Origin of the sequence: Kluyvera ascorbata ATCC 33433 (assembly GCF_000735365.1) — a bacterium.
Lineage (GTDB): Bacteria > Pseudomonadota > Gammaproteobacteria > Enterobacterales > Enterobacteriaceae > Kluyvera > Kluyvera ascorbata.
This window is the reverse complement of sequence record NZ_JMPL01000014.1, coordinates 16,428-36,184: the sequence shown is the minus strand read 5'-3', so window position 1 is coordinate 36,184 and position 19,757 is coordinate 16,428. Positions and strand designations below refer to the sequence as shown.

Below are 19,757 nucleotides of genomic sequence, written 5' to 3'. Positions count from 1 at the left end.
AGAAAATGAGATTTGGTACTGGTAGAATGTGACGTAAAGCGGTATTATTCTCCCCTTTGTGATGGTACGCACGGAAGCTGGGATTATAGAAAACCCGCCATCGATAACCTGTGAATACCCTATGTCCAACGCTTCTTCCTCCCCTCTTTCTGGCTCCCTACTCTCCGTCCTGACATCACCTTCGATGTTAACGCGTGAGGTACTGGCTGGCGTTATTACCGCGCTGGCGCTGATCCCTGAGGTTATCTCGTTTTCCGTTATTGCAGGCGTTGACCCAAAAGTCAGTTTGATCGCCTCCGTGGTGCTGTGTCTGTCGATGTCGTTTCTCGGCGGCCGCCCGGCCATGGTCACCGCCGCCGCGGGCTCAGTCGCGCTGGTTATCGGGCCGATGGTACATCAGCACGGCGTTGCCTACATTTTGCCCGCCGTCGTGATGGCAGGTATCATTCAGATTTTGTTTGCTGCTTGCGGCATGGCAAAACTCATGCGCTTTATTCCGCAGTCCGTGATGACCGGGTTTGTGAACGCGCTGGGGATGTTGATTTTCTTCGCTCAGGTTCCGCATTTCTGGAGCCGTAGCCCGCTGATTGTCGCACTGTTTGCCGCCACCATTCTCATCGTGCTGTGGCTTCCTCGCGTCATGAAAAGTATTCCGTCGCCGCTTATCGCCGTGGTGCTGCTAACGCTCTACACCGCCACCAGCGGGCAGATTTTACCCACCGTTGGTGATGAAGGTTCGATGAGCGGCGGGCTGCCGGGCTTCACCCAGTGGCTGGTACCCATGAATCTTGAGACGTTGCAGATTATCTGGCCGTGCGCGCTGAGCATTGCCTTTGTCGGCCTGATGGAATCGCTGCTGACCGCTAAACTGGTCGACGATCTGACCGTCACGCCGTCCAATAAAACGCGCGAAAGTGCCGGGCTTGGCATCGCGAATATTCTGGCGGGCTGTTACGGCGGTATTGCCGGATGCGCGATGATTGGTCAAACCATCGTGAACGTGGAAATGGGAAAAGGACGCAGCCGGATATCAACGGTCGCGGCGGCGCTGGTATTGCTACTCCTGGTCACCGCATTAAGCGAAGTGATGGCGAAAATACCGATGTCGGTGTTGGCGGGCATAATGGTAATTGTCGCCTTCAAAACCTTTAACTGGAAAAGCCTGCAGCCAGGCACGCTTAAACGCACGCCCTGGCCGGAAACGCTGGTGATGCTGGTGACCGTCGGCGCGACGGTCAGTACCGGTAATCTGGCGATTGGAGTACTGGCAGGCATTATCATGATGGTCATTGTGCCTGCCCGCCTGAAGCACCGCGCAAAGCTTAAAGCAGAAACACGGTCGCCAGCCCCAGAAAAATAAAGAAGCCGCCGGTATCGGTGATGGCGGTGATCATTACGCTGGATCCGACCGCCGGGTCATGCCCCAGTTTAACCATCGTCATCGGGATCAGCACCCCCATCACCGAAGCGACCAGCAGGTTCAGGATCATCGCCAGCGTCATGACGGCTCCCAGATGCGGGTCGTCATATAGCAGCCAGGTCACCGTGCCCATAATCCCGCCCCAGACGATACCGTTAATCAGCGCCACGCCCATTTCACGCAAAATTAAAAACGAGAAGTTACCCGGCTGAATTTTCTGCAGCGCCAACGCGCGCACAATCATAGTAATCGTCTGGTTGCCGGTATTGCCGCCAATGCCGGCCACAATCGGCATCAGCGAGGCCAGCGCCACCAGTTGAGAGATGGTGTGTTCAAAACCATCAATGACGCGGGAGGCAATAAACGCGGTACAGAGATTGATAGCCAGCCACGCCCAGCGCGTTTTAACCGCTTTAGTCACTGGCGCAAACACGTCTTCTTCGCTGCTCAGGCCGCCCATGCGGCGTAAATCACTGTCGGTCTCTTCGTAGACCACATCCACGATTTCATCGATGGTCAAACGCCCCATCAGCTTGCCGTCGGCGTCAATAACCGCGGCGCTGATAAGGTCGTCACGTTCAAAGGTTCGCGCTACGCTTTCCGACTTTTCCTCCGGATGGAAGGCGACCGGATCGGACTCCATCACTTCATGCACGTAGCGCTCTGCCGGGTTGAGCAAAATGGTTTTAAGCTCCAGTTCACCAATCAGGGTCTGGTCGCGCTGCACCACAAAGAGTTTATCGGTGTTCTCAGGCATCTTGCCCAATCGGCGTAAGAAGCGTTGTACCGATGCCAGCGTGACGTCCGGGCGAATGGTAATCACCTCGAACTCCATGATGGACCCCACCTGTTCGTGGGAATAGTTCATCACCTGGCGTACGCGCGCGCGCTCAGCAGGGTCCATGGAGGCCAGCAGGCGACCGGTCAGGTCACGCGGCAGATGCTGCACCATGTAAATCTGTTCGTCGATGTCCAGCGTTTGCAGTGCATCGAGCAACGCCCGGTCGCTCATATCTTCAATGAGGTCATCCCAGACGTTCTCCGATGCTTCGAGCAACACTTTCCCACGGCGGGTGTCTTCGACCAGATTCCACAGTGCGTGACGTTCTTCTGACGGCAGCGCCTCAAGGGTATCGGCAAGATCCGGCGGCGGCAGGTGTGCGACTAACGCGCCCACTTCCGCGAGGTCGTCCACCAGCGTGCCTTCATCGTACTGCTCGGCCAGCGTCAGCTTGCCCAGCAGCGCAGAGGTGACCGCCTTATCGGTTGTCAGCAGCCAGATGAGTCGCTGACGTTCTTCGTCACGCAGACGGGCGCTGTTCTTCTTCAACAGAGACATGAATAATCCTTATTCGGGAAAGTTCGCCCAACCGGATAGTCAGACGAATTAAGCATAGCGCGGAGAAATATAAAAAAAGTTAAACGAGCCGCTCGTACGCTGAAAAAATCAACAGAGCGGCTAAAAAATCAGGCTGTACGCGCCACCGCGTCGCGGGAAGCCCGTTCGCGTTCTTCCCCAACCAATTCACTTAATTGGCCGTTACGCATCTCCAGCAGGCGATCCGCATGGGTGAAGTAATGATCATCGTGGCTAATGGCAAAAATCGTTTTACCCATTTGCTGCATCAGCGGCAGCAGCACCTGGTAAAACTCGCGGCGGAAATGAGGGTCCTGATCGGCCGCCCACTCATCGAGCATGATGATGTCGCGCTCTTCCGCTAACGCCAGCAATAGTGCCACGCGCTTTTTCTGCCCTTTTGACAGCTTCAGGTTAAGGATGCGGCCATCTTCAAGTTTCACCTTGTGGCTCATTTGCAGCTGCGCAAGCCACTTCTCTACCAGTTCCGGCTTCGCCTGTTTGCCTTCCGGCCCCAGCAGGTGTTCGAACAGCCAGACATCGGTAAACACCGCAGAGAACAGCTTGCGATAGTCTTCCGGTTTATCCGCTGCCAGCGGCTGGCCATCCAGCAAAATCTGCCCGGAAATCGGCTGATACAGGCCGGTCAACAGCATCGCCAGCGTCGATTTACCGCTGCCGTTACCGCCAATCAGGAAGACCATTTCACCTCGTTTCAACGTCAGGTTTAATGGGCCGACCGCGAAGGTGTTGTCTTCATAGTGGAAGGTCACGTCACGCAATTCCAGCGTCTGCCAGTTGGGGTGCGCCGTTGGCTGCGGGAACGGCTCGCGGAACGGCGCCAGCGAGAATTTATTCAGCTTGTTGAAGGCGACCTGCGCGCTCAGAAGCGTAGGCAGCGCCCCTACCGCCGACAGCAGCGGCGTACGCAGGAACAGCAGCGTCAGTGAATAGGTTGCCGCCACGTTGGTGTCGGCCCAGCCCAGGCCGTTTGCCATCCAGAACACCAGGCCGATAGCGCCCAGCATCATGATATTTGACCAGTTCACGGCGCTCAGGTGGAAAGTATCGGCACGAATAATATGGTGACGATAGGCTTTGGCGTCCGGCGTGAACTGCTGTTCAAAGACGTACTGCGCGCGCTCGCGGTTAAGCGTCAACTCTTTACGGCCTTCCAGCACCGTCTGGTAGTCGTTATAGAGGCTATCTTCGGTTTCACGCAGCGTCGCCATATGTTTGTACACGCGCGCCACCAGCATAAAGCCACCCCAGATGGTCAACGCCATCCACAGCGCGGTAATGAGCAGCATTTTGGTCGACAGCATCGCCAGATAGGCGGCGGAGCCCACGGTCAGAATAATGCCCTGAACCAACTCAGGCAGGCGCACAAAGGCAATGGTGATGGCGCGAATGTCACTGGTCAGGCCCGCCAGCAGCGATGCGCTGCCAAGTTTCTCCACGCGTTCTACCTGGGTGTCGAGAATACGTTTGATGAATTCACGGCGCAGGCGATAGACAAAGTGGTGCCCCAGCGTGGTCAGCGCCAGCTGAGAGCCCAGCGTAACGGCCATCAGCAGCAGCAACAGTCCGAGAAATTCCGGCAGCACCGCCACGGTGGTGTCGACCATTTCAATCAGACGCACGTTAATAAAGGCGATAAGTCCAATACCGAGCGCCGCGCTCAGCAGGCTCAGGGCGATAACGCCAATGAAGGGCCAGCGGTACTGACGCCAGACGAGTAAAAGAAGTTCCATAACAGCAACCGGGGCAAGAAAAACAGCCAGCAGTGTAAACTGCTGAGCAACGACATCAAGAATAATTCTTATTTTTATTCGTCATTGTGCGGCACGGCGGAAAGTGAGGTTATAGCGCCAGGCGCCTACCTGCGGATGGCTGCCTGCTTTAAGCGGTAAAATGGCATGATAAAACAGCCGGGACTCTCCGCCCCACACCACCACGTCACCATGTTCCAGCCAGACGCGCTGTAGGGGATCGCTGCGGTTTAGCCCGCCGAACTGGAAAGTAGCCGGTAACCCCAGCGAGACGGAAACAATCGGGGCATCCAGCCGCGCTTCGTCTTTGTCTTGATGCAGCGACAGCTTTGCGCCCGGCTGATAGCGATTGATAAGACAGGCATCGGGGCTAAATTCCGGGTATCCGGCCTGGCTTGCCGACGTCTTCGCTAGCGTCAGGAATACCGCCGGAATAGCTGGCCAGGGGTGCCCGGTCAGCGGATCGATAGCTGCATAGCAGTAACCACGGCTGTCCGTACTCCAGCCAAGCGGCCCGCAGTTGGTCATCGCCACGGACATGGTATAACCGCCCGGCGTCACCATATGGCGAAACGGCGAGACGGTGGCGACCTGCGCAACCGCGGCCAGCAATGCATCGCTGCTATCGCGCGCCAGACGGCGCAGGACAACGGCACCTGGCGCGAGCGGCTCTGACCACGGCGCTTCATCAGCAAACAGATCCAGCATCAGCGCTCCTGTTCTTTTTCACGCGCTAGCAGCGCAGCCTTACGCGCTACGCCCCAGCGATAACCGGACAAGCTGCCGTCACCCCGCACCACGCGGTGGCACGGTATCAAAATCGCCAGCCGATTTGCCGCACATGCGCCAGCAACTGCCCGTACCGCTTTCGGGTTGCCGATGCCATCGGCTATTTGCTGATAGCTGCGGGTTTCACCGGTTGGTATTTCACGCAGCGCCTGCCAGACCTGCTGCTGGAAGGCCGTGCCGCGAATATCCAGCGGCAGCGTGAGCGGCGTGGCGCGCTGATTCAGGCTCGCAATAACGGACTGGATTTGCTCAGTGAACTCAGGGGCCGCAGGCATACAATGGGCGGACGGGAAGCTTTGCTGTAGCTCGGCCATGAGCGCCTCATGGCTATCCCCCAGCAACACCGCGCAGATCCCCCTCTCGCTCAGCGCGACCAGACAGTGGCCGAGCTCACAGTGACCAACCGCGTAGTCAATACGGGTAGATTTTCCGCCCTGACGGTAGGCGCGTGCCGTCATTCCCAGAACCTCGTCGGCCTGTCGATAGTAGCTGCTGCTGGTGGGAAATCCGGCCCCTAGAACGGCCTGAGTGACGGATTCGCCCTCGCTTAATGCACCCCGAAGGCGACGCGCGCGCCACGCCTGTTGCCAGACTTTTGGCGTAACGCCGGTGACGGATTTAAACAGACGATGAAAATGATAAGGACTGACTGCCACCGCTTCAGCCAGTGCCTCCAGCGTAACGGGAGTATCTTGTTCAAGCAGGCGGCAGGCCTTTGCGACTTTATCGATTTTTTGCTGTTCAGGCGAAAGGTTGCCTGGCTGACAGCGCTTACAGGGGCGATATCCGGCTGCCTGCGCGGCTTCAGCATCAGGATAGAAGCGCACATTCTGGCGTAGCGCATGGCGGGCACGACAGGATGGGCGGCAGAAAATACCGGTGGTCTGCACGGCAAAAACAAACTGACCGTCGGCCTTTGCATCGCGATTTGTCACCGCCAGCCAGCGGTCATCATCGGTATGTAGAGTATAAGATGTCATAACGGGCTCCTCCTTTTAGTGTAACCGCCACTGTGACCAAAAGGAGGAATTAAAAAACCCGCAATCTTGCTTTTTAATTTTTCCCGCTCACCAGAAAGGCGCTGAACTGCGGCGACATCCAGGTGGTGAAGCCATCGCCCTCTTTCATTATCATGTATACCGCCAGCCCCTGCTCACGGACGACCTGCTGTGCTTTTTCCGTGCCCAGCACCATCAAACCGGTATCCCAGCCGTCGGCTTCCAGCGCGGTTGGCGCAATCACGGTGACCGAGACCAGATTATGGGTAATCGGTCGCCCGGTTTGGGGATCAATAACGTGCGAGATCCGTTTTCCGTCGAGCTCGTAGTAATTACGGTAGCTGCCAGAAGTACTGATACCGTGACCGTTGATATCCACGATAGCCTGCACCGCATTTTCCCGGTCAGTGGGTTTTTGAATCGCCACGCGCCACGGTTGGCCTTCACCATTCATTCCGCGGCTGACCAGGGCTCCGCCAACCGAAACCAGGTAGCGGGAGATCCCTTCTTCAACCATCAATCGTGCTAGATGATCGGCCGCGTATCCTTCGCCGACGGTTGATAGATCAACGTAAAGATCGGGAATCGATTTTTGCAGATACTGTTGGCCCGCGCGGTTGATAACCGTCAGCTTTTCCAGGCCGGTACGAGCCTTCGCTGCATTAATCTGCGCTTGGGACGGGGTTTTCACCGGCTGTTTATCCGGGCCAAAACCCCACAGATTCACCAGCGGCCCCGCGGTAATATCCATCGCGCCCTGGGTTTTCTGCCCAATACGCAAAGATTCGGTGACGATATCGGCCATGCCTTCGCTCACCGGCCACGGCGTCATGCTTTGCGACTGATTAAAGCGCATCAACGCCGAGTCGCTCTTCCAGGTCGACAATAGCTGATCGTCACCATCGAGCAGCGTTTGCACCTTCTGACGCAGCGCTTCCACTCTGTTTTGATCGATGCCTACCACGCTCACACGCCAGAACGTGCCCATGGTTTTACCATCAAGCACGGTCACCTGTTTCTTCGGGGTTGCTGGTGTGCTGGTATTGTCACAACCTGCCAGCAAAATAACGATGCCAAGCAGCATCGTGCGTAAAATTGTCATATCCATCCGTATTACCCTCCTGCAATCGGCGCAAGAGTACACTAATTCACGAAAATCAGGCATTAAAAAAGGGGCCAAAGGCCCCTTTTGTTCCGGTGTTAACCGAATTAGAACTGGTAAACCATACCCAGAGCAACGATGTTGTCGGTAGAGATACCGGCTGCCTGAGTGAAGTCGTTTTTGTCCAGCAGGTTGATTTTGTAATCAACGTAGGTAGACATGTTTTTGTTGAAGTAGTAAGTCGCACCCAGGTCGATGTATTTCAGCAGATCCTGGTCGCCGTAGTTCTTGCCTACGCCACCGTTGCTGATGTCCTTACCTTTAGACTGCAGGTAAGCGATGGATGGACGCAGACCGAAGTCGAACTGGTACTGTGCAACCACTTCAAAGTTCTGCGCTTTGTCAGCAAAACCGTAAACGTCAGCGTTCGGGGAACCGCCGAAACGAGTTGCGTTGTAGGTCTGGGTGTACTGAGTTGCCAGGTATACGTTGTTAGCGTCGTATTTCAGGCCAGCAGAGTAGGTCTCAGCACGGTCACCGCTGCCGTAGATTTTGCTGGTATCGCCAGTTGCAACACCGTTATCATCACGGATGGTGTAAACGTTGTTGTTCTGATCGGATGTACGTTTGGAAGAGGCGATTGCACCACCAATGCTGAAGCCTGCGCCCAGATCATAGGTCAGGGATCCGCCGAAGCCTTCACCATTCTGTTTCAGAGGCTGACGACCGTTAGCGGTCTGGCCTTCACCAGATGCGCTGCCGTTTTTACCCTGATACTGCAGAGCAAAGTTCAGACCATCAACCAGACCGAAGAAGTCGGTGTTACGGTAGGTTGCAACGCCGTTAGCACGGGATTGCAGGAAGTTGTCAGAACCGTAGGTGTCGCCGCCGAATTCTGGCAGAACGTCAGTCCAGGAAGTTACGTCGTAAACAACGCCGTAGTTACGACCGTAGTCGAAAGAACCTGCATCTGCAAAACGCAGACCCGCGAAGCCAACACGAGTCCAGGCCTGATCGGAAGAACCTTCAGTGTTGTTCGCCTGAACGTTGTATTCCCACTGGCCGTAACCGGTCAGCTGGTCATTAACCTGAGTTTCGCCTTTGAAGCCCAGACGAACGTAGGATTGGTCGCCGTCGTTGCCGTTGTCACTAGAGAAATAGTGCAGACCATCAACTTTACCGTACAGATCTAATTTGTTGCCGTCTTTGTTATAAATTTCAGCCGCATTTGCTGCGCCCGCTACCAGCAGTGCTGGTACCAGGAGGGACAGTACTTTAACTTTCATGTTAATAACCCTCTGTTGTTATATATATGCCTTTATATATGCCACTGCTTACTGATTAACCCTCATTAATCAGTCGGCAGACCCATTGTGCTGTAAAAATTAGAATAATCCAATAAGAATATGATACGAAAACCCATGAAATGTTTCATTTATCCACATAGATGTTTCAAAATGTAAATTTAAGGGAACTTTTATAAGCACAAAAAGCCTGGAAAAATAGCACTAATAATCAAAGAACAAAAAAATAAATTCACTAAATCAATGATTTAAAAAACAAGAAGGGTATAGCACTGAATGGTAAAACAAAACTTTCACCTACAACTAAAATAGTCATCGCTATCATCATTAACTTTATTTATTACCGTCATTCAGTTCTGAATGTCTGTTTACCCCAATTTCAACCGGATGCTTCGCATCCGGTTTTTTTTACCTTTCTTTACGCAAACTGAACAAAAATGTGCTACCTCACACAAATTATAACGACTATTAATTAATCACATTGCATACAATTCCTTTCGCCTGAATACTCTTTATTAATAATGTCTTGTTATTTAGTGCTATTTTTTAGTCATTATTCGTAAATAACTGTACAATAAGTGTTACATTGTACAGTTATTCCGCAACATAATATTTCTCCATCGTTCCGTTGTAGAGCGCCCCCTCCTTGTTACTGTTACCACCGCAATGCTTACGCAGAATTCGCCACATTGATGCAACCTGAAGGTTTTTTTGTATATACTGCCAGCAGTGCAAAAACAGGGTTTTCACATCTCAATGCCGCTACTGGCTTGAGCATATCCTCATTCAGATGCCGTTATGATGGGTTACACACGCCAATGAGTCAGTCCGACAAGACGAGCCCGACGAAATTCTCCCTGCTTCCCGGGAGCATTACGCGTTTCTTCCTTCTTATGATCATCGTTCTGTTGGTTACGATGGGCGTGATGATTCAAAGCGCGGTTAACGCGTGGCTTAAAGATAAAAGCTACCAGATTGTCGACATGACGCATGCCGTACATAAGCGTATTGATACCTGGCGCTACACCACCTGGCAGATCTACGACAATATTGCGGCGGCGGGCACCAATGCCACCCCCGTAGACGGCCTGCAGGAAACTCGCTTAAAGCAAGATGTCTACTATCTCGAAAAGCCGCGTCGTAAAACGGAAGCGCTGATCTTCGGCTCACACGACAGCGCGACGCTCGATATTACCCAGCGTATGTCGACCTATCTCGATACGCTGTGGGGCGCGGAGAACGTGCCCTGGTCGATGTACTATCTCAATGGCCAGGACAATAGTCTGATCCTTATCTCAACCCTGCCGCTCAAAGATCTCTCTTCCGGTTTTAAAGAATCGACGGTAGGAAACATTGTTGATTCACGCCGCGCCGAAATGCTGCAACAGGCCAATACGCTGGATGAGCGTGAAACCTTCTCATCCTTGCGCCGCCTGGCATGGCAGAATGGCCGCTACTTTACCCTGCGCACCACGTTCAACCAGCCAGGTCATCTGGCGACCGTCGTTGCATTTGATTTACCAATAAACGATCTGGTGCCGCCAACCATGTCACTGGACAGTTTCCGCATGGAGCCCGATCCGGTCCAGAACGCACAGCGCGCCCAGGATAAAGATCCAAGCGATAGCGTCTCCATCAATTTTAATAGCTCACGTATTGAAATAACGTCGGCGTTGAATGGCACCGGCATGCGTCTGGTGTGGCAAGTCCCGTTTGGTACACTGCTGCTCGATACCTTCCAGAACATCATGCTGCCGCTGCTGCTGAACATTGGCCTGCTGGCGCTGGCGCTGTTTGGCTACTCCACGTTCCGCAATTTACCCACCCGCGGCGGCAACACCAGTACGCCGTCTACCGGAACCAATAATGAGCTACGCGTGCTACGTGCAATAAATGAAGAAATTGTCTCTTTGCTGCCGCTGGGGCTGCTGGTGCATGACCAGGAATCGAACCGGACGGTGATCAGCAACAAAATTGCCGATCATCTGCTGCCGCATCTCAATTTGCAGAACATTACCAGCATGGCGGATCAGCATCAGGGCGTGATTCAGGCCACCATTAATAATGAGCTGTATGAGATTCGTCAGTTCCGCAGCCAGGTCTCCCCACGCACGCAGATCTTTATTATTCGCGATCAGGACCGGGAAATTCTGGTAAATAAGAAGCTCAAACAGGCCCAGCGTCTGTATGAGAAGAACCAGCAAGGCCGTACGGCATTTATGCAGAATATCAGCGATACGCTGAAACAGCCGATTAAGGCTCTGGCGGCCGAAGCCAGCGCTATCGATACCCCAGACAGCCAGAAACTGGCGAACCATGCCGATCTGCTGGTACGCCTGGTGGATGAAATTCAGCTCGCTAACATACTGGAAAATGACAACTGGAAAGGATCGTCTACACAGTTCTCTCTCCAGGAACTGATTGATGAAGTCGTGCCCGAGGTTCTGCCGTCCATTAAGCGCAAAGGGCTACAGCTACTGATTAACAACCAGCTTCCAGCCAAAGAGCAGCGACACGGCGACCGCGACGCGCTGCGCCGTATTCTGCTGCTGCTGATTCAGTATGCGGTAACCACCACCCAGATAGGTAAAATCACGCTTGAGGTGAATGCCGATGAGTCAGCCGAAGAGCGCTTAACCTTCCGTATTCTTGATACCGGCAACGGTGTGTCGCACGGTGAAGTCGACAACCTGCACTTCCCCTACCTGAACGATACCCAGTCCGATCGTTATGGCAAAGCTAACGCCCTCACCTTCTGGCTTTGCGATCAGCTGGCCCGTAAGCTCGGAGGTCATCTCAATATTAAGGCACGAGAGTCGCTGGGAACCCGCTACACCCTGCACGTCAAAATGCCGGTACGCGAAGAGGATATGGAGTCAGAGGAACAGCTGCTGGATGATGTTGTGGTGATGGTCGACATCACTTCAAACGAAATTCGCAACATTGTCACCCGACAGCTCGAAAGCTGGGGCGCGACCTGCATCAGCCCGGATGAGCGAGCGACAAGTCAAGAATATGATCTATTTTTAACAGATAATCCGTCTAATCTTACTGCTTCGGGCTTGCTTTTAAGCGATGATGAGGCTGGGATACGCAAAATTGGCCCGAGTCAGCTGCGTGTGAACTTTAACATGAGCAACGCCATGCAGGATGCCGTACTCCAGCTTATTGAAGAGCAACTGGCGCAGGAAGAAGTGACGGAATCGCCGCTGGGCGGAGATGAAAGTGCCGAGCTTCAGGCCAGTGGCTATTATGCTCTGTTTGTGGATACGGTACCGGAAGATGTTAGCAGGCTGTATACTGAGTCTGCGGCAAAGGATTTTGCTGCTCTGGCACAGACAGCTCACCGCCTTAAGGGTGTGTTTGCCATGCTAAATCTGGTACCTGGCAAGCAGTTATGTGAATCGCTTGAACATCTGATTCGTGAAAAAGATGCTTCAGGCATAGAAAAATACATCAGCGACATTGACGCCTACGTCAAGAGCTTGCTGTAGCAAGGTAGCCTTTACATGAACAATATGAACGTAATTATTGCCGATGACCATCCGATTGTGCTGTTCGGGATTCGTAAATCTCTGGAGCAAATTGAATGGGTTAATGTTGTTGGCGAATTTGAAGACTCCACTGCGCTAATTAACAACTTACCGAAGCTTGATGCCCACGTACTGATTACTGACCTCTCCATGCCTGGAGATAAGTACGGTGACGGTATTACGCTGATTAAGTACATCAAACGCCACTTCCCAGGTTTGTCCATCATCGTGCTGACCATGAACAACAACCCGGCGATTCTGAGCGCGGTGTTGGATCTGGATATTGAAGGGATCGTGCTGAAACAAGGGGCACCAACGGACCTGCCAAAAGCGCTGGCTGCGCTGCAAAAAGGCAAGAAGTTTACCCCAGAAAGCGTTTCTCGCCTGCTGGAGAAAATCAGCGCGGGTGGTTACGGCGACAAGCGCCTGTCACCAAAAGAGAGCGAAGTTCTGCGACTCTTTGCTGAGGGTTTCCTGGTGACCGAAATCGCGAAGAAACTGAACCGCAGCATCAAAACCATCAGTAGCCAGAAGAAGTCGGCCATGATGAAGCTCGGCGTGGAAAACGACATCGCGCTACTGAACTACCTCTCCTCCGTGACGCTTTCGCCGTCAGATAAAGACTAATCGTTGTTGCCTGTCGGGCCTGCTTTACGTAGGCCCGATAAGCACAGTGCCATCGGGCTACCTATAAATACCTTATTCCCGTGCTTTACGGACGCGTGCGGCATACACCGTTAACGTCTGCTTGAGCACATCCAGGGTGACCGGTTTTGACAGGCAGCTGTCCATCCCAGACTCCAGACAGCGCTGCTTCTCTTCGGCCAGCGCATTGGCGGTGACGCCAACGACCGGTAGCGTCAGCCCCAGTTGGCGAATACGCTGTGTCAGACGATAGCCGTCCATATTTGGCATGTTGACATCACTCAGCACAATATCGATGTGGTTCTTACTCAACACATTCAGCGCATCGACACCGTCGTTGGCGGTTTTACACTGATAACCCAACGATCCTAGCTGATCGGCCAGCAATCGGCGATTGATAGGATGATCGTCGACCACCAGGATCATCATATCGTCGTTGCTATCTGCCGGTTGTTCATGCGCTGGCAGCTCCGCGGCATCGCCCGTCTCTACCTTCACGCGATAAATACGTCCCAGCAGCGTCATTAATTCATGCGGTGACACAATGCTGTGCACCCACTGCCCCGGCGCGTACTCCTGCGGAATACCAATATGCCGACGGCAGAAGACCACAGCGGCCCTGCCCGCCCACGGCTGAGACAGCTCATCATCGGTGATAAGCAGATCGTCCGGCTCTGGGGTTTCGCCGTCATAGAGACGAACGTCAATGCCGTGCCAGCTGAGCAACGAATGAATAAAGTCAGAGAGAGAAGCGTTGCGCACCGCCAGCCAGCAGCGAATTTTCGCCAATCCATCAATCGCCAGCGGCGTGGAATCCTGCTCACCATAGAGCGGAATGCGCAGCGTAAACTGGCTGCCCATACCCGGCTCGGTATCCACCGCAATATCGCCGTCCATCATGTTGACCAGCTTCTCACAGATAGCCAGCCCTAGACCGGTCCCCTGAAAATTGCGCTGCACCCCGGTTCCCACCTGGAAGAACGGGTCAAACAATCGCACCACCTCTTTCGCCGGAATACCGACGCCAGTATCGCGAATGCTGATGCTCAGGTAATACCCTTCCCGTTTCAGGTGTAAAACAATACAGCCGATATCGGTAAACTTGATGGCATTGCTCAGCAGGTTGGAAATCACCTGCTGCAAACGCATCGGGTCACCCAACAGCTTCATCGGCACGTCCGGCTCGATAAAGCAGTACATGCCAAGCTGTTTTCTGACCACCAGCGGCAGGTAGTTAGCGGTGATATGGTTCATCACCTCTTTTGGCGAGAATTCGCGCGGTTCAATTTTCAACTGCTCGGATTCAATTTTCGAGAAGTCGAGAATGTCGCTGATAATCTTCAACAGCAGCCCGGAAGGGTTATTCATCGCCGTCACCAGACGGTCAACACCCTTTGGCAACTCTTTGGTTTGCAACAGATCGAGGTTGCCGATAATCCCGTAGAGCGGCGTACGCAGCTCGTGGCTGACCGTTGCCAGGAACATCGACTTCGACTGACTCGCCTGCTCCGCGGCCTGCGCCATCTCCTGCAATGACTCTTCCATTTTGACGCGCGAGCTGACGTCTACCAGCACACATATCGCCACGTTTTCGTTGCGGTAGCGCGAATGGACGAAGCTGATTTGCAGGTTGGTATTGTTGCTGGTCAGCACATCGACGAAATTCACCTGCTGGCCGCAGATAATCTGCGTCAGACGCTGACGGTCTTCGTGCGTCAACATATTGAGATAGTTGTGCGCCAGTTCGTTACTCAGAATATTGGTGCCATCCTGGGTACGCAGGATACAGATCCCCACCGGGGCAGAGGCGACAATTTTACGGTTGAACTGCTCGTGCTCTTCCAGGCGCAGCGCGTCAGATTCCGCAGGTAAAAAGATGCGGCGCTCGTACATTCGCGCCATGGTAAACAGCGCAATACCCGTCAGCAGGTTCAGCAACAGCGCATTCAGCACCAGAATGCGAATACGCTCCAGCACCACATCCAGCGGCACCGAATAGACAATACTGAGTGAAGAAGGCGACAGCGTTTTTTTCAGCACCAGTTCGCGGTAGCCTGAGGTGTAGCCAAACCACAGTCGTTCCTGCAAGCCCCGCGGGCTGATACGCATTTTGGTATCCGGCCCCGCCAGGGAAAGCAGCGTATTGCCGTTATCATCCAGGATGGATACCCCCATCGGCATACTGCCTGGGGTAAAGAAGTTTTCCGCCCGCATGGTCTGCTCAACGCCAAGCAGCGCCTGCAAGCGGTTTGCCTGGTAAACCGGCGTCAGCGCATAGAAATACCCCACGCTATGTCGCGGCCCCTGCCCAACCCAGAACAGATTGCCCCCGCGGTCATCCTGCGGGGCATTACGATAGGCAATAATACGTTCGTGCAGCGCCTTCAGGGCTTCACTGCGATCAACCGGCATTTCACGCAGGCCAAAATTGGCCATACAGAGATTCTCGCTACCGATTAAAAAGACGCGATTAAGATCGTACGTGGCCGAGAAATTTTCCCGCCAGTAGCGCAAGAACCAGGCCAGCGACTCCAGCGGGCCGCGCCAGGTGGTATCGAGCGTGCCACAGTCAGAATCGGAGAACAGCGGCTCAAAATCAGGTATTTCAGCGCTATCTTTTGCCAGCCCGCCGGGCAGCACGCCATTTACCGCCGTCAACCGGTTTTCGGCAATGTACTTGAGCTCCTTAATCACATCGGAGGTTCGCTGGAAGTATCGCTGAGCCTGATCGGAGTTGAGGTTGAATTCCTGACGGATTTCAGACTCTTTTTGATGCAGTGCATTCACGATATAGAAAACGGAAATCAGCGCGATAAGCAGCCAAAGCAGCAGCGCCAGAGCCCGAAACAGGTAACGTGAAACTTTCAGCGTTGTGCGAAAGGAGACAAGATATTTCAAAGTGGCGAAACTCCGCCGTTGAGGGTCAACAGGATGTGGTTAAGGTAGCGGGAAAAGCCGTTAGCCGCAATCAGAGAGTCGCCTAACCGACTCCGGGTATACCGCAAACATAAAAAAAGGGCCGGTTTTCACCGACCCTTTCTCAACGTTGCTCAACGATTACTCTTCAGCATCGTCCGCTACGTCGTCATCGCTCTCGGTTTCTGGCGCGATATCATCGTCGCCTTCCGCCACGCTACCGTCGATAGCGTCCAGCTCTTCGTCGTCAACCGGTTCGGCCACGCGCTGCAGGCCCACGACGTTTTCATCTTCCGCAGTACGGATGAGGATTACGCCCTGGGTGTTACGCCCTACCACGCTGACTTCCGACACGCGGGTACGCACCAGCGTACCGGCATCGGTGATCATCATGATCTGGTCACAGTCGTCGACCTGTACCGCGCCCACCACGGAGCCGTTACGCTCGGTGACTTTGATAGAGATAACGCCCTGCGTCGCACGCGACTTGGTCGGGTACTCTTCAGCAGCGGTACGTTTACCGTAGCCGTTCTGGGTGACGGTCAGGATAGCGCCTTCGCCACGTGGAACAATCAGCGATACCACGCTGTCTTTTTCCGCGAGCTTGATACCGCGTACGCCGGTCGCAGTACGACCCATGGCACGAACGGCATCTTCTTTAAAGCGCACCACTTTACCGGCGGCAGAGAACAGCATGACTTCATCGGAACCGGAGGTCAGGTCAACGCCAATCAGTTCGTCGCCTTCGTTCAGGTTAACCGCGATAATACCGGCAGAACGTGGACGGCTGAACTCGGTCAGCGCCGTTTTCTTCACGGTACCGCTGGCGGTCGCCATAAAGACGTTCACGCCCTCTTCGTACTCGCGTACCGGCAGGATGGCGGTGATACGTTCGTTCGCTTCCAGCGGCAGCAGGTTGACGATCGGACGGCCACGCGCGCCGCGGCTAGCTTCCGGCAGCTGATAAACCTTCATCCAGTACAGACGACCACGGCTGGAGAAGCAGAGGATCGTGTCGTGGGTGTTGGCCACCAGCAGGCGGTCGATAAAGTCTTCTTCTTTAATACGTGCAGCTGACTTGCCTTTACCGCCACGACGCTGAGCTTCGTAATCGGTAAGCGGCTGATATTTGACGTAACCCTGGTGAGACAGCGTTACTACAACATCTTCCTGGCTGATCAGATCTTCGATATTAATATCGGCGCTGTTGGCGGTGATTTCAGTACGACGTTCGTCACCGAACTGTTCGCGAACCAGTTCCAGTTCTTCACGGATCACTTCCATCAGACGCTCGGCGCTGCCCAGAATGCGCAGCAGTTCTGCTATCTGTTCCAGCAGCTCTTTGTACTCGTCGAGCAGTTTTTCATGCTCAAGGCCGGTCAGTTTCTGCAGACGCAGATCCAGAATCGCCTGTGCCTGCTGTTCGGTCAGGTAGTATTTACCGTCGCGAACGCCAAACTCAGGTTCCAGCCATTCCGGACGCGCCGCGTCATCACCCGCACGTTCCAGCATCGCAGAAACGTTGCCCAGCTCCCACGACTGCGCCACCAGGCCCGCTTTCGCTTCGGCCGGGGTTGGTGCACGACGGATCAGTTCAATAATCGGGTCGATGTTAGCCAGTGCAACGGCCAGCGCTTCCAGAATGTGGGCGCGATCGCGTGCTTTACGCAGTTCGAAAATGGTACGGCGAGTCACCACTTCACGGCGGTGGCGCACGAACGCAGCGATAATCTCTTTCAGGTTCATGATCTTCGGCTGACCATGGTGCAGTGCAACCATGTTGATACCGAAGGAAACCTGCAGCTGAGTCTGGGAGTAGAGGTTGTTCAGCACCACTTCCCCAACCGCGTCGCGTTTCACTTCAATCACGATGCGCATACCGTCTTTATCAGACTCGTCACGCAGCGCGCTGATGCCTTCAACGCGTTTATCTTTTACCAGCTCGGCGATTTTCTCGATCAGGCGCGCTTTGTTCACCTGATACGGAATTTCGTGCACGATGATGGTTTCACGACCGGTTTTGGCGTCGGCTTCGACTTCCGCGCGGGCGCGAATGTACACTTTCCCACGACCGGTACGATAGGCTTCTTCAATCCCGCGACGGCCGTTAATGATGGCGGCAGTCGGGAAATCAGGGCCTGGGATATGTTCCATCAAACCTTCGATGGTGATGTCTTCGTTGTCGACATATGCCAGACAGCCGTTGATCACTTCCGTCAGGTTGTGCGGTGGAATGTTGGTGGCCATACCTACGGCGATACCAGAGGCACCGTTAACCAGCAGGTTAGGAATTTTGGTCGGCATTACATCTGGAATACGTTCGGTGCCGTCGTAGTTATCGACGAAGTCCACCGTCTCTTTTTCCAGATCGGCCATCAGCTCATGGGCGATTTTCGACATACGGATTTCCGTATAACGCATCGCTGCGGCGGAGTCGCCATCGACAGAACCGAAGTTACCTTGACCATCTACCAGCATGTATCGCAGTGAGAATGGCTGTGCCATACGGACGATAGTGTCATAGACGGCAGTATCACCATGCGGGTGATATTTACCGATCACGTCACCCACGACACGGGCTGATTTTTTGTAGGCTTTGTTCCAGTCATTGCCCAATACGTTCATGGCGTAAAGTACGCGACGGTGTACCGGCTTCAGGCCATCTCGGACATCCGGCAGCGCACGGCCAACAATGACCGACATCGCGTAATCCAGATAAGAGTTCTTAAGCTCTTCCTCAATGTTGACCGGTGTAATTTCTCTCGCAAGGTCGCTCATCTAACCGCTATCCCTCTACTGTATTCCCGGATTCAAAGGTCGCAAATTATAACACATTAGCGTAAAGACAGGTAAACCCATTAGCACCCCGCGAACGCTTTATTCACGCCGTGGTACTGATATACTCGCTGACAATAACGAAATAAGGAGCAGGAACAGCCATGAATGCCGAAAAAGCTGCGGTAGCGCACAACGTAGACCACGAAGAGATAGCCAAATTCGAGGCCGTCGCATCACGTTGGTGGGATCTGGAGGGGGAATTTAAACCTCTGCACCGCATTAACCCGCTGCGTCTGGGCTATATCGCCGAACGCTCCGGCGGCCTGTTCGGTAAAAAGGTGCTGGACGTTGGCTGCGGCGGCGGCATTCTGGCCGAAAGCATGGCGCGTGAAGGCGCGACAGTTACCGGTCTCGATATGGGCTTCGAGCCGCTGCAGGTGGCAAAGCTGCACTCATTAGAAACCGGTATTCCCGTCGACTACGTGCAGGAAACGGTAGAAGAACACGCGGCGAAACATGCCGGGCAGTATGACGTGGTGACCTGCATGGAGATGCTGGAGCACGTTCCGGACCCACAGTCGGTGGTGAAAGCCTGCGCCCAATTGGTGAAACCGGGCGGTCAGGTCTTCTTCTCCACGCTCAACCGCAACGGCAAATCCTGGCTGATGGCGGTGGTCGGCGCGGAATACATTCTGCGCATGGTGCCAAAAGGCACGCACGACATTAAGAAATTCATCAAGCCGGCCGAACTGCTGAGCTGGGTTGACCAGACCGTATTGAAAGAGCGTCACATGATTGGCCTGCACTACAACCCCATCACCAACCACTTTAAGCTCGCTCCGGGCGTTGATGTTAACTATATGCTGCATACCACCGCCAAAACCCATGCCTGATACGCATGACCTGTAGGCCGGATAAGGCGCGCCAGCGCCGCCATCCGGCACCGAGCATCAATGTCGGATGGCGCTTCGCTTATCCGACCTACATATTGCCTACCAATCATGGGGGGCGCTTACAACAAAATTGCGCCACATCATATTGCGCAAATTCCCCCTTCGACGAAGAAATCAGCACTCGATCAAATTTTCATTTTTTTTTGCAAATTATTGACATTCCCGCCAGCCCTTATGCGCCGTGGACTTA

General features: G+C 54.0%; 12 protein-coding genes. 4 read left to right on the top strand and 8 right to left on the bottom strand.

Annotation, left to right across the window (positions count from 1 at the left end):
* Positions 1-121 precede the first annotated feature (121 nt).
* A complete protein-coding gene (locus tag GKAS_RS05975) occupies positions 122-1,360 on the top strand; it encodes a SulP family inorganic anion transporter (protein ID WP_035892640.1) in 1,239 nt (412 codons plus the stop codon).
* Here the strand turns inward: GKAS_RS05975 and mgtE are convergent.
* The 6 genes from mgtE to GKAS_RS05945 all read right to left on the bottom strand — a co-directional run bounded on the left by mgtE (position 1,323) and on the right by GKAS_RS05945 (position 8,724).
* The gene (gene mgtE, locus GKAS_RS05970) at positions 1,323-2,759 is read right to left on the bottom strand and encodes a magnesium transporter (protein WP_035892638.1); all 1,437 of its coding nucleotides are present in this window, start codon (positions 2,757-2,759) and stop codon (positions 1,323-1,325) included. The genes GKAS_RS05975 and mgtE overlap by 38 nt on opposite strands.
* Positions 2,760-2,887: 128 nt before the next feature.
* Entirely contained in the window at positions 2,888-4,531 is a 1,644-nt protein-coding gene (locus GKAS_RS05965; protein WP_035892636.1) for a multidrug ABC transporter permease/ATP-binding protein, read from the bottom strand.
* 81 nt (positions 4,532-4,612) lie between these two features.
* Entirely contained in the window at positions 4,613-5,257 is a 645-nt protein-coding gene (gene alkB / locus GKAS_RS05960; protein ID WP_035892634.1) for a DNA oxidative demethylase AlkB, read from the bottom strand.
* On the bottom strand, positions 5,257-6,318 hold the full coding sequence (gene ada / locus GKAS_RS05955) for a bifunctional DNA-binding transcriptional regulator/O6-methylguanine-DNA methyltransferase Ada (RefSeq protein ID WP_035892632.1): 1,062 nt from the start codon (positions 6,316-6,318) through the stop codon (positions 5,257-5,259). The genes alkB and ada overlap by 1 nt, the downstream gene beginning before the upstream one ends.
* 73 nt (positions 6,319-6,391) lie before the next feature.
* Entirely contained in the window at positions 6,392-7,444 is a 1,053-nt protein-coding gene (gene apbE / locus GKAS_RS05950) for an FAD:protein FMN transferase ApbE (RefSeq protein WP_035892631.1), read from the bottom strand.
* 101 nt (positions 7,445-7,545) lie between these two features.
* Entirely contained in the window at positions 7,546-8,724 is a 1,179-nt protein-coding gene (locus GKAS_RS05945; RefSeq protein ID WP_035892630.1) for a porin OmpC, read from the bottom strand.
* A gap of 836 nt (positions 8,725-9,560) precedes the next feature.
* Between GKAS_RS05945 and rcsD the strand changes: the two genes are divergently transcribed.
* A complete protein-coding gene (gene rcsD / locus GKAS_RS05940) occupies positions 9,561-12,236 on the top strand; it encodes a phosphotransferase RcsD (protein WP_035892629.1) in 2,676 nt (891 codons plus the stop codon).
* Positions 12,237-12,251: 15 nt separating this feature from the next.
* Positions 12,252-12,902 carry a response regulator transcription factor RcsB gene (rcsB, locus tag GKAS_RS05935; RefSeq protein WP_035892628.1) on the top strand — a complete coding sequence of 217 codons (651 nt, stop codon included), beginning with the start codon at positions 12,252-12,254 and terminating at the stop codon, positions 12,900-12,902.
* 72 nt (positions 12,903-12,974) lie between these two features.
* Here rcsB and rcsC read toward each other — a convergent pair whose 3' ends face one another.
* Together rcsC and gyrA are read right to left on the bottom strand one after the other, a co-directional pair.
* Positions 12,975-15,818, bottom strand: a complete 2,844-nt coding sequence (gene rcsC / locus GKAS_RS05930) for a two-component system sensor histidine kinase RcsC (protein ID WP_035892626.1) — start codon at positions 15,816-15,818, stop codon at positions 12,975-12,977.
* Between the two features lie 159 nt (positions 15,819-15,977).
* A complete protein-coding gene (gyrA, locus tag GKAS_RS05925; protein WP_035892625.1) occupies positions 15,978-18,614 on the bottom strand; it encodes a DNA topoisomerase (ATP-hydrolyzing) subunit A in 2,637 nt (878 codons plus the stop codon).
* A gap of 161 nt (positions 18,615-18,775) precedes the next feature.
* Here gyrA and ubiG point away from each other — a divergent pair, with 161 nt between their 5' ends.
* A complete protein-coding gene (gene ubiG, locus GKAS_RS05920; protein ID WP_035892624.1) occupies positions 18,776-19,507 on the top strand; it encodes a bifunctional 2-polyprenyl-6-hydroxyphenol methylase/3-demethylubiquinol 3-O-methyltransferase UbiG in 732 nt (243 codons plus the stop codon).
* Positions 19,508-19,757 lie beyond the last annotated feature (250 nt).

Coding starts and splice junctions, on each gene's coding strand:
- GKAS_RS05975 (WP_035892640.1), top strand. CDS start 122: ATGTCCAACGCTTCTTCCTCCCCTCTTTCTGGCTCCCTACTCTCCGTC.
- mgtE (WP_035892638.1), bottom strand. CDS start 2,759: ATGTCTCTGTTGAAGAAGAACAGCGCCCGTCTGCGTGACGAAGAACGT.
- GKAS_RS05965 (WP_035892636.1), bottom strand. CDS start 4,531: ATGGAACTTCTTTTACTCGTCTGGCGTCAGTACCGCTGGCCCTTCATT.
- alkB (WP_035892634.1), bottom strand. CDS start 5,257: ATGCTGGATCTGTTTGCTGATGAAGCGCCGTGGTCAGAGCCGCTCGCG.
- ada (WP_035892632.1), bottom strand. CDS start 6,318: ATGACATCTTATACTCTACATACCGATGATGACCGCTGGCTGGCGGTG.
- apbE (WP_035892631.1), bottom strand. CDS start 7,444: ATGGATATGACAATTTTACGCACGATGCTGCTTGGCATCGTTATTTTG.
- GKAS_RS05945 (WP_035892630.1), bottom strand. CDS start 8,724: ATGAAAGTTAAAGTACTGTCCCTCCTGGTACCAGCACTGCTGGTAGCG.
- rcsD (WP_035892629.1), top strand. CDS start 9,561: ATGAGTCAGTCCGACAAGACGAGCCCGACGAAATTCTCCCTGCTTCCC.
- rcsB (WP_035892628.1), top strand. CDS start 12,252: ATGAACAATATGAACGTAATTATTGCCGATGACCATCCGATTGTGCTG.
- gyrA (WP_035892625.1), bottom strand. CDS start 18,614: ATGAGCGACCTTGCGAGAGAAATTACACCGGTCAACATTGAGGAAGAG.
- ubiG (WP_035892624.1), top strand. CDS start 18,776: ATGAATGCCGAAAAAGCTGCGGTAGCGCACAACGTAGACCACGAAGAG.